Source organism: Aeromonas sp. HMWF015 (genome assembly GCF_963878965.1).
Lineage (GTDB): Bacteria > Pseudomonadota > Gammaproteobacteria > Enterobacterales > Aeromonadaceae > Aeromonas > Aeromonas veronii.
The window spans coordinates 1-10,117 of the sequence record NZ_CAWNZT010000361.1; the positions used below are offsets into that span (position 1 = coordinate 1).

At 54.4% G+C, this 10,117-nt stretch carries 11 protein-coding genes and 1 pseudogene; 4 read left to right on the top strand and 8 right to left on the bottom strand.

Going from position 1 to position 10,117, the window contains the following annotated elements; genetic code table 11:
* Together AACS18_RS18360 and AACS18_RS18365 are read left to right on the top strand one after the other, a co-directional pair.
* A pseudogene (locus AACS18_RS18360) lies at nucleotides 1-364 on the top strand (methyl-accepting chemotaxis protein); the annotation flags it as partial.
* Nucleotides 365-487: 123 nt separating this feature from the next.
* Entirely contained in the window at nucleotides 488-1,597 is a 1,110-nt protein-coding gene (locus AACS18_RS18365) for a YeeE/YedE thiosulfate transporter family protein (protein ID WP_181363323.1), read from the top strand.
* A gap of 79 nt (nucleotides 1,598-1,676) precedes the next feature.
* On the opposite strand, the gene ompA is transcribed toward AACS18_RS18365, so the two are convergent.
* Together ompA and AACS18_RS18375 are read right to left on the bottom strand one after the other, a co-directional pair.
* Entirely contained in the window at nucleotides 1,677-2,771 is a 1,095-nt protein-coding gene (gene ompA / locus AACS18_RS18370) for a porin OmpA (protein ID WP_108612968.1), read from the bottom strand.
* Between the two features lie 125 nt (nucleotides 2,772-2,896).
* Nucleotides 2,897-3,463 carry a TetR/AcrR family transcriptional regulator gene (locus AACS18_RS18375; protein WP_005339629.1) on the bottom strand — a complete coding sequence of 189 codons (567 nt, stop codon included), beginning with the start codon at nucleotides 3,461-3,463 and terminating at the stop codon, nucleotides 2,897-2,899.
* A gap of 76 nt (nucleotides 3,464-3,539) precedes the next feature.
* On the opposite strand from AACS18_RS18375, the gene AACS18_RS18380 reads away from it, so the two are divergent.
* The gene (locus tag AACS18_RS18380; protein ID WP_108612975.1) at nucleotides 3,540-3,992 is read left to right on the top strand and encodes an HPP family protein; all 453 of its coding nucleotides are present in this window, start codon (nucleotides 3,540-3,542) and stop codon (nucleotides 3,990-3,992) included.
* Nucleotides 3,993-4,118: 126 nt separating this feature from the next.
* On the opposite strand, the gene AACS18_RS18385 is transcribed toward AACS18_RS18380, so the two are convergent.
* Both AACS18_RS18385 and AACS18_RS18390 read right to left on the bottom strand, forming a co-directional pair.
* The gene (locus AACS18_RS18385; RefSeq protein WP_108612969.1) at nucleotides 4,119-4,862 is read right to left on the bottom strand and encodes a tetratricopeptide repeat protein; all 744 of its coding nucleotides are present in this window, start codon (nucleotides 4,860-4,862) and stop codon (nucleotides 4,119-4,121) included.
* A gap of 150 nt (nucleotides 4,863-5,012) precedes the next feature.
* Nucleotides 5,013-5,603 (bottom strand): hypothetical protein, encoded by a 591-nt coding sequence (locus tag AACS18_RS18390; RefSeq protein WP_108612970.1) that lies wholly within the window; start codon nucleotides 5,601-5,603, stop codon nucleotides 5,013-5,015.
* 436 nt (nucleotides 5,604-6,039) lie between these two features.
* On the opposite strand from AACS18_RS18390, the gene AACS18_RS18395 reads away from it, so the two are divergent.
* Nucleotides 6,040-7,035, top strand: coding sequence for a helix-turn-helix transcriptional regulator (locus tag AACS18_RS18395; protein ID WP_076492660.1), 996 nt, complete (start codon nucleotides 6,040-6,042; stop codon nucleotides 7,033-7,035).
* Here AACS18_RS18395 and AACS18_RS18400 read toward each other — a convergent pair.
* The 4 genes from AACS18_RS18400 to ilvA all read right to left on the bottom strand — a co-directional run.
* Nucleotides 7,032-7,526: an McrC family protein gene (locus AACS18_RS18400; protein ID WP_258228768.1), complete on the bottom strand. Its 495-nt coding sequence runs from the start codon at nucleotides 7,524-7,526 to the stop codon at nucleotides 7,032-7,034. The two genes, AACS18_RS18395 and AACS18_RS18400, sit on opposite strands and share 4 nt — an antisense overlap.
* A 207-nt stretch (nucleotides 7,527-7,733) precedes the next feature.
* Nucleotides 7,734-8,309 (bottom strand): hypothetical protein, encoded by a 576-nt coding sequence (locus tag AACS18_RS18405; protein WP_108612972.1) that lies wholly within the window; start codon nucleotides 8,307-8,309, stop codon nucleotides 7,734-7,736.
* A 129-nt stretch (nucleotides 8,310-8,438) separates the two neighbouring features.
* On the bottom strand, nucleotides 8,439-9,068 hold the full coding sequence (locus AACS18_RS18410; protein ID WP_108612973.1) for a hypothetical protein: 630 nt from the start codon (nucleotides 9,066-9,068) through the stop codon (nucleotides 8,439-8,441).
* A 174-nt stretch (nucleotides 9,069-9,242) separates the two neighbouring features.
* Nucleotides 9,243-10,117, bottom strand: an 875-nt coding sequence (ilvA, locus tag AACS18_RS18415) for a threonine ammonia-lyase, biosynthetic (protein WP_108612974.1), incomplete at its 5' end; no start/stop codon positions are given.

Consider the following 10,117-nt stretch of genomic DNA (forward strand, 5'->3'; position numbering starts at 1 on the left):
GATCAACACCATCATCGGCAAGATCCAGGATGTCAGTCTGCGCGCCGCCAGCGAGATGGATACCGAGCTGGCCCGGGTCGAACAGGCGGTCACTCACACGATGACAGCGCGCCAGAGCGTCGCCCGGATCGCGCAGAGCTGCGAGGAGATCAACCAGCGCATCGCTCAGGTCGATCAGTTGATGAGCGATGAGACCCGGCTGATACAAGGGATCCACCATCAGGTCGGGGAGATGTCGCGGTTGGCGGCCGAGGCCAACCAGAGCGCCAGCCACGCCGCCGAAGAGGCGACCATGGTCGCCCAGCACGCCCGCATCCTGACCAGGCAGACTCACCACTTCCATCTCGACACCACCCGCCATTGATCCCCGGCGCTGACGGGAGTCAGCGCTCCCCCTTTTTCTCTCCATTGACTAAATGGGTAGCATTGGACTCCACGAGGGAATAGGATCCGCCCCTCTAAAAACCAACTGCAAGGATCAACTGACATGACTCGAAAATGGTCGCTCCCCATCGTGGTAATCGCGGGGGGAGCGTTACTCTGGCTTGGCAATACTTTTGGTATGAAATGGGCTCTGATGGCCCTGATCGGATTCGGCTTCGGCTTCACCCTCTCCTTCAGTCGCTTCGGCATCGTATTCGGTTGGCGCGAAATGCTGACCAAGCGCAACAGTTACTATGTGCGGGTTCACCTGCTAACCATCGCCATCGAAATTCTGCTGTTCACCACCTTCCTCTCCTTTAGCCACGCCCTGTTTGGCGATGCCATGGTGGGTAACGTGATGGCTATCGGCATTCCCTTCATCGTCGGTGCCTTCCTGTTCGGCATCGGCATGCAGCTGGCAGGCGTCTGTGCCACCGGCACTCTTTACTGCTGCGGCGAGGGGCAACCCCGCTTCTGGCTGGTGCTGATCTGCTACGGCATCGGCACCCTCATCAGCAACCAGTTCCGCCCCGAACTGGAGGCTACCTTCTCCAGCCATGTGGTATTGGCCCGGGATCTGACCGGCAATATCTGGAGCGGCATGCTGCTCAATCTGGCGCTGGTCGCTGCGCTGTTCCTGCTGTTTCGCAACAGCGAACTCAAGCGTACCGGCGAACTCAAGCCCCTCTTCAGCGGCGGCAACCTGTTCTGGCGCGATGGCCGCTTCACCGTGCTGACCGGCGGCATCATCATCGCCCTGCTCAACTCGTCCGTGGTCGCTCTGCACGGCTCGGCCTGGACCATCACCGGCGCCGTCTATGACATGGCGCTGCGCAGCGCCTCCCTGTTTGGCCTGTTCGAGGGGAACCCGAAACTGGCCCAGCCGCTCTTTATCAACCCCATGGTCGGCATGTTCTGGCTCGGTATTCTGGGGGCCATGCTGGCGCGCTGTTTGAGCGGGGGCGGCAACTTCGCCCCGATGCGGCTCGGCAACAGTCTGGCCTCCATCATCGGCGGTCTGCTGATGGGGATGGGCGCCATGTACGCCGCTTGCAACCTCGGCGGTTTCTTTGATGGCACCGCCTCCGGCAGCCTGCACGGCTGGGTCTGGATGTTGATGGCCCTGGCTGGCAGCCTGATCGGCATTCGCCTGCGCCCGCTGTTCGGGATCTGAGGCTCGACATCGTAAACACCCCATAAGAAACGGGAGGCCAAGCCCCCCGTTTTTACATTTACTGCTCCCTTCGCTCTGCTTATTGGACAGGCTGGGAAACCCCTTCCAGATGGATTTCCACCCGGCGATCCGGTGCCAGACAGGCAATCAGCTCCTGCTTGGAGCGGCTGGCACAGCTGTTGCCAGTGACCGGATTGGCCTTGCCACGCCCCTCGACCCGTACCTTGTCGGCATACAAGCCTTTGGATACCAGATAGCTGGCCACGCTCTGGGCCCGCTTCTCGGAGAGGGCCAGGTTGTAGTTGTCGGAGCCGATGCGGTCGGTATAACCGATGACAGTTGCGACGCCATCTTTCGGATTGGCCGCCACAATCTGGCTGAACAGGGCATCGAGCGCCTGATTGGCAGCCGGTTTCAGGGTCGCCTTGTTGAACTCGAACAGCACATCGGAACTCAGACTGAAGGTTTTGGGCTCAACTACGGCTACAGGTGCCGGTTCGGCGGCCGGAGCGGGCGCCGGTGCAGCGGCCTCGCCACCTTGCTGACCGAAGCGATAGAGCATCCCGAACGAGATCAGGCCGTTATCCATCTCGATACCGGAGCGATCGAGAGAGGCATCTCCCAGAGGCGTGGTGTACTGGTACTCCAGACGGGCGGCCCAGTCACGATCGATGGCATATTCGGCACCCAGCGCACCAACGAAGGCGGCGCCATGCTTTTTGCCGGTCTCGCTGCTATTGGCGAAGCTGATCTCGCTATCCGTCCAGGCATAGGCACCGCCCAGTCGGCCATAAAGATCGAGCACGTTCGTTGCCGGGAAGCTGATCTTCATGGTGGCCTGAATCATCTGGCTCTTGGCTTCGGTCTTGAGGGTATTGGCGCCAGTGCCCGAAGTGGTGTCGTATTTGCCAAGCCAGTCATAACCCAACTCGAAACCCAGGTTGGGGTTGAGCTGGTAACCGGCGAACAGGCCCAGACCCAGATCATCCGTGTTCTCGCTGGTATTACCCAACGTCTGGGCAATCGACTCGGCATACTGGTTGTGGTCAACGCCATAGTAATTGGACCAACCTGCCTTGCCACCGACATACCAGGTATTGTCCTGAGCGGCAGCCTGCACGGCTCCGGCCGCCAGCAAACCACTGACCAATACGGCAAGCATGGATTTATTCATATTTTCGCCTCTGCAATAAGTCGTTATGGGCGCCTGAGTGCGCACTTTCCCTGTGTGAAGCCGTCAGGCGGCCTCTCCGCTATTCAGGGTATCCCATCCGAACGCAGCCTCAAATGACCAGCAGCTCAGGAGTGTGAAGCGGCCTGCATTATCGCGGTATCGTCGGTCAAAATGGTCTTTGCCAGCATTCTGGCCTGCTCCAGCGCCAGTGGCTGCTGATAGCTGTGAGCCATCACGATCGCCCCCTCCAGCAACAGGCAAAGCTCGGTAGCCTGTGCCAGAGAACAGTTGAGCTGGTTTATCACCCAGCCCAATAACGCCTGCTTGTGGGCCATCACCAGCTTGCGCACCGGATGGCGTGGGTCGGCAAACTCGGCGCTGGCGTTGATAAAGTTGCAGCCATAGAAATCAGAGCGGCCAAACCACTCTGCAAAACCGTCAAACAGCGCCTGCAGGCGAGCTTCACGTCCGCTCACATCGGCCAGCCGCTGGTCAAGCAAGGCGAAGAACTCCCGGTCACGAGCGAGCAGCACCTCCTCAATCAAGGCATCCTTGGTCGGGAAGTGGCGATAGAGGGTGCGCTTGGTACTACCCGCCTCGGCCCAGATGCGATCTATGCCGGTGGCATGAAAGCCATGACGGTTGAACAGACGGTAGGCCGTCGCCACCAGTTGTTGACGCTTCTCACTCATGATTTGCCTCTTGAAGTACACCGATCTGTCTACCTAATGTGCCTAATCAGTTCTGGCAAACCAAGAGGAAAGCATGATGACAAAATGGTATGGCCCATTATGGGCAGGTGTGGGCGCCGCACTCACCATCGGCATATTGGGATGGCTCAATCTGAGCTGGCATGTCGCGCTAGTCATGGCACCTTTCGGGGCCAGCTGTGTGTTGCTGTTTTCCCTGCCAGATAGTCCGCTGGCGCGCCCCAAAAACGTGCTGGGTGGACACCTGCTGACGGCCTGCGTCGGACTGGTGATCGGCATGCTTCCGCTCCCCGCTGAAGTGCAGATGGCTCTGGCAACCGGGCTGGCCATCGCCCTGATGCAGGGACTGAATATTCTTCACCCTCCGGCTGGCGCCAATCCCTTGCTGATCCTGATGACAGGACAAGAGCCAGCATTCCTGTGGCAAACGGTGCTGCCCGGTACCCTGCTAGTGATGGCGCTGGCCCATGGATTTCAATGGCTAAGACAAAAATGGCCGGTTGCAGCCTAAAAACAGAGGGAGGCCAACGCCTCCCTCTCTCCTCATCGCAGCATCAACTAGCCAGGAACAGTCGGTAGGCAGGGGCGTCGTTCACCTCTTTCCAAACGCAACCAAGTTCACGCAGGTAGTCGCTAACTATATCTTCATCCAACAGCTTGAGAGCGGCAGGTGTATGGAAAGTGGTCTGTTTTGTACCAACGGCCAAGCTGGCAACTGTTCATCAATCATGGGGGTGATCTCGGCCCAATAATCTGAGGGCAAGAAACATCGCTCTTCAGGCGACAGGTCATCAGGCAAGGATGACAGCTCGCTAATCAAGGTACGTAGCTGGCAGCAAGTCACGTCCCCCCTTAGGGCAAGCCTTCCCTGCTCAACTTCTCGAACCAGCCAGGAAATTGCCGTTACATGCCGCATCACACATGCCATCTCTAACCATTGAATCCCCCGCTTACCCTTCTTGGCTTCCAGTAAAGCAAAACACATGACACTCGCCTTGTGCCGCAAACTGACACCTTTCTTGAGCCATTCACGAGATGCCTTCTGCTCTGCCGGCGATCCGGACTCAAGCAATCTGGCAAGGCAGTAGATAGCCCATGTATGCCCCCTGGTTGCCGCCCGGCGATACCAATACATCGCCAACCTCTCATCCTGACGGACCCCCCGCCCATGCTGGATGTTGAAAGCCAGAGAATACATCGCATTATCTGACCCTGATTGTGCTGCCTGCAGAAAACAGGCGTTTGCCTGCTCCCACTCTCCCGCCAGAGAGTGGATATCGCCCAGGGCACACATAGCGATTGCGCTTCCCTGCCGCGCAGCGGCCTCATACCGGTGGCGGCCTTCCATCGGGTGTTCACTGGTACCCGCCAACATATTCATGGCATCGGCACAGCCTTCGCTCGCCCCCCGAGCCACAATTGGCGAGCGTGGTTTTTATCGATCTGTTTACGCTCACATGACGACCCGACCCCGTAATAGAATTCAATCCCGAGATTGCATAGTCTCGCCAATCGCCGCTTTTTAGCTTTATCAGAGCAAGACATGACGTGGATGCCTCGACAGCAATAAGCAACTTTCCTGCGGTAAGTAGTTAAACAGGGCATTGTGTAACACCTTGGGTGCCAGCAATGCTTTAAGTTCCTGATACTGGTTCTCAAAATCCTCTAACGTCATCCCCATGCATTCCTCCTCTGAAGCAATCCTCAGTGAGTAATCAATTCCTTGCAGAGACGCGGCATGGCGCGGCAAATCATTCTGCGCCAACAACCAACCATAACGATGAGACTGCAATAATGTCTGAACCTCATGACATTGACCTGGTTGCAAATAATCATCCGGTGCCATCCAGCCAGACAACCAATTGATAACAGCCACCCCATCAACCCCAGGAGCATGTAGCTGTGACTGGTGTTCCGGGGTCAGAAACGAGGGGGATAACCAGATAGTAATCCTGGTGCGGTTTGCCACCCATTCCAAAAAGGCGAGAGAGGGAGACGCTAGGTCAATCACTACAGCAACAGGGGTATTGGCATCTGTATGTGCCAACTCATCCGGGGTGCGATAAAGGATGCCTTCAGGCTCAACACCTATTGGCGGCGACTCGGTAATCAACATCAGCATGGGAACATTCCGGGTTATTCGGCTGGCAGTTATTGGATAACACACTGACGTCATCCGGTGACGCTTGCCACAACAACTCTGAATGACGCAACTCCCGCTTATAACGTTGTCCACATCAAAGCAACCAAATTAGCAGGAGAGTTCAATGAGTCATTACACCATCCTCTGTCCACATTGTGGTACGACAACCACAGTTTCCACCTCCGTAGCACGTAGTGGTACCGGTGTCGGCCAGTATCGCAATTGCCGAAAATTGGTGCGTATTCAGGTCGATCATCGTGGTGGAATCGTAAGAGTTAAATGACATCAGACCTAACAACAGCTTGTTCTGACAACAAACTTGGCTCTGGTTCAGAAAATATCAACGTGTCACTTGAGTCAGACTAAAACCGGGGGCTAGTATGCCCCCTCTTCAATAGGCTCTGACTCCATTGCCATGTCCGATACCCAAACCCAACGCCATTTCGCCATCCTTAGCTATCTGCCTTACGAACCCCAATCAATTTCTACGACAGAAATCGTACTCAAACTGGAGCGCGATGGCTTTGATGTCACACTGCGCAAAGTGCAGCGCGATCTGGAGAGCCTGAGCTGCCGTCATAGCATCCTCAGCGATGAGACAGTGCGTCCGTATCGCTGGTCACGCAAACAAGGCAGTAAAGGTTGGCTGGATATGACGCCCAGTACAGCCTTGGCACTTTGTATGGCCAAGCAACACCTTCAGGGGCTGTTGCCACGCCAGTTACAAGGTAATCTGGCCGATTTCTTTGCCCAAGCGGAGCAGCGGCTCGCCAATTCCCACGAGAAGCTGGCGATGTGGCCCAACTGCATTGCCTCCCATCCGGCAGGTTTTCAGTTATGTCCACCCAAAGTGAATACACTTGTACTGGAAGGTGTCGAACAGGCGCTGCTGGAAAAGCGGGTTATCGATATCGAATATACCCCCCGCCCGCCAAACGCGGCCAAGCATTATCTGGTTAATCCTCTTGCCTTGGTAACCAAGGGGTCAACCCTCTATCTCATCGCAACGCTGGTAGATAACGGGGAATATCGAAACTTTGCCCTCCATAGAGCAACCCGGATCGAGATCATTGATAAGCCAGTCACCACGCCCCCAGGATTTAGTCTTACCGACTATCTGGCCAAGGGGAACCTGGCCTTCGCCCGCCATCGCAGCATTGAGCTGGCATTGCGAGTTGATTATATCAAGGGGTATCACCTGCAAGAGAGCTGGCTAAGTGAAAACCAGCGCATCGAACCAGACGGCTCATACCATTTCATCATCCATGCCACCGTCAATGACACGGAAGAATTGCGCTGGTGGCTGATGTCTATTGCCGATATCAGCGAGGTGATATCTCCGCCCGACTTGCGCGACACCATGCTGGCCAGCCTGCGTAAAGGGCTGGCCAATTATTCTGCACACAGCTAGCTGGCCACTGGACGCTGTGACGACCAACTTATCTCATCGGGAAGGTGCATCTGCCCGGAATCCAGATCAAACGGTACGGCCCAAAGCCGCAAAGGCTGCCTGGCCGCATTCGCCAGCAAGAATGGTCCAATGACCCGGTTCAGCCCACGCCATTTGGGGTAAATAAGGAGCATATCTCCCACCCCTTTCTGATAGGTCTGCCCATAGGCCAGCATTTGATAAAAATCTTGCTGGCCAAGGCCGAACTTGTCTCGACGATTATCCTGCTCGAGCCGTTTCCACTTGGTATCCATAACCCGCAGACTGGCGTGCCCTTCAAGCAGCAAATCCGGCTTGAGCTGGAACATGGCTCCCTCAGCATGACCCAGTTGACCATAGTGGCAAAGATATTCAGCGCTCGATTGAGTTTTCAGGCCAAGACCTGAGGGGAGCTGACGCCTCAGTTGGCGAGCAACATAAGCCTCAAATAGTCGCTCCATGGGATAGAGCAGGCTGAGCCCTCACCTCTGCCCGTGGAGCGCCATCGGCACCTGTCGAAGCAGAATGATGATGGAGGGTCAAATCCCCTACAACATGTTCAAGAAGGGTCTGAAATTGATACCGAAGGAAGTGCGCACTAAAGTAGCGTAAACAAAACATCGGTTTGAGGCCGATGTCAGGCGATAACTATATCTGTACAGCAGGATATTCACTTGAATTTAACTTGCGTTAAAGTTTACGTTTATAAGTGGTTGCCTTTCATTATTTGAATTCCACTCCTGTGCAATTTTTATTAGCTGTTTTTCAAGAAAATTAATTTCATCAATGTTATTTACGGGTAACAAGGCGAACCAAACTTTATCGATACCCTCCTGAGCAAATCTCAGAGAACCATTGAGTCTCACAAGACTATTTCCATGGTTTTTTCGATACCAGTCACGGATCTCAATGGGAAAGCCGGCGAGTCCGTACTCAAGGAGAAGTGGGGCATATTTTTTTGCCAAATTACACTGGGATTTGCTTCCCCATATGTATCGCCCAAATCGCTTCTTGAAGCTTGTCGTCGTTTTACCTATGTAAATAGAGGAATGGTCTCCGCCCCATATATATATACCTGGCGAATTGAAACTTTCCTTGTCTTGCTCTCTTGCCAACTTGCCATCTTCCCAAAAAACCCTTTTATTGGTTACACTTCCTGACTTCCACAGGTCATTTTCCATTAGTGTATTTATATAATGAGAGAAAGCATCATAGAGTGCAACACCATTATCACTTTCTTTTAATAACTCATGCATTTAATATTCCTTTGGGGAATGTTTTTCATTTTTATGTAGTATGTAGAAAATCGGAACTGGCGTTTGTGTATCAGTGCTACTTGACATATTGATGTCATCTTTCTACAAGTATGCCAATACAGGTCAATGTCACTGAACAAATAACTCTCGTTTTAGTTGATGATGTTGAGTCCAAATTTTTTTATTGCTTGTACTGACTTGAATAAAACAAAAAATGCACGATTCAACATCAGCTAAACTCATAGATGTAGCTCTAGCCAAGATGGTGCAAAAATGATGATAGTGCTTGTATTGCTCATCACTACAGCCATAGTCACCCGCTTCGCGGATACGGGAATCGAGCACAGGAAAGTTATCATTAAAGAATCGGACGAACTTGGTTGCATAAGTATCGCCAATACCTTTGATTTTTTTTATCTCTTTCAAACAACCAAAATCTAGTCGACTGGCTAATACATAAGCTTGTTTAAGTATCAGATTATAATCGCGCTGGTTATCGATGAAGTGTGTCGAGCTACGGCCCCAGATCCGATAGCCGCCCCCAAAGGTCACAATGACAGCGTGCAATAATGGCTCCATCATCTCTGCCTTGAAGCCACTCTCTATCCAGAGAGAGACTCTCTGTTTTGCTGTTTCAGTATCGACAGAGTGATTGAATGTATTGAGAAGTTGCGGCATCTGATCGATATGAAAAGAGGCCCCTTTGGGGAAAATAGAGGAAACGGGAAATACAACACGATTATCCAGCAACTGCAACATAATGACCTCTAAGCGAAAAGATTGAAATTCCTAACTCTTGCTAGAGGCATTATCTGCAATCAAGCGTCATTTCATGACGCTTGATTTTTTTGATGAAGGCAATATTTATTGCTCAATTTAAAAACAAGGTGGGCATAACGCCTCCCTCCCGGTGAGTTGTTGCAGCCCCCTTGCTCAACTAGCCAGAAACAGCCGGTAGGCGGGGTCGTCGCTCACCTCTTTCCAGCCGTAGCCAATTTCGTGCAGGTAGTCATGGAAGGCTGCTACATCCTCGTCCGGCAGCTCGAAGGCGCATAGCACCCGGCCGTAGTCGGCACCGTGGTTGCGGTAGTGGAACAGGCTGATGTTCCAGCGACAGCCCAAGGTCTCGAGGAAGCGCATCAGGGCACCCGGCTGCTCCGGAAACTTGAAACTGTAGAGCCGTTCGCCGAGGGGCCGGGCCGGGCGGCCACCAATCATGTAGCGCACGTGATTCTTGGCCAGCTCGCTCTCGGTCATGTTGACCACCGGATAGCCGTTCCCGCCGAGCTGATCGATGATCTGACCCAGCTCCTCGTCACCGCCGGTGAGGCGCACCGAGACGAACAGCGACGCCTGCTCGGCATCGGCGTAGCGATAGTTGAACTCGGTCACCATGCGGGGACCGAGCTGACGGCAGAAGTCGAGGAAGGCCCCTTTGCGCTCGGGGATGGTCACCGCCAGCATGCCCTCGCGCTTCTCGCCGATCTCGCAGCGCTCCGACACGTAGCGCAGGCTGTGGAAGTTGACGTTGGCGCCGGAGAGAATGGCCGCCATCCGGCCACCCCTGACCTGCTCCCGCTCGCTGTAGGCCTTGAGGCCCGCCAGCGACAGGGCACCCGACGGCTCGGCAATGGCGCGGCAGTCGTCGAAGATGTCTTTCAGTGCGGCGCAGATCTGATCGTTGGAAACGGTCACCACCTCGTCCAGATACTGGTTGCACAGGCGGAAGGTCTCCTCGCCGATGCGCTTGACCGCCACCCCGTCCGCAAACAGCGAGACCCGCTCCAGATTGACCGGCTCGCCAGCAG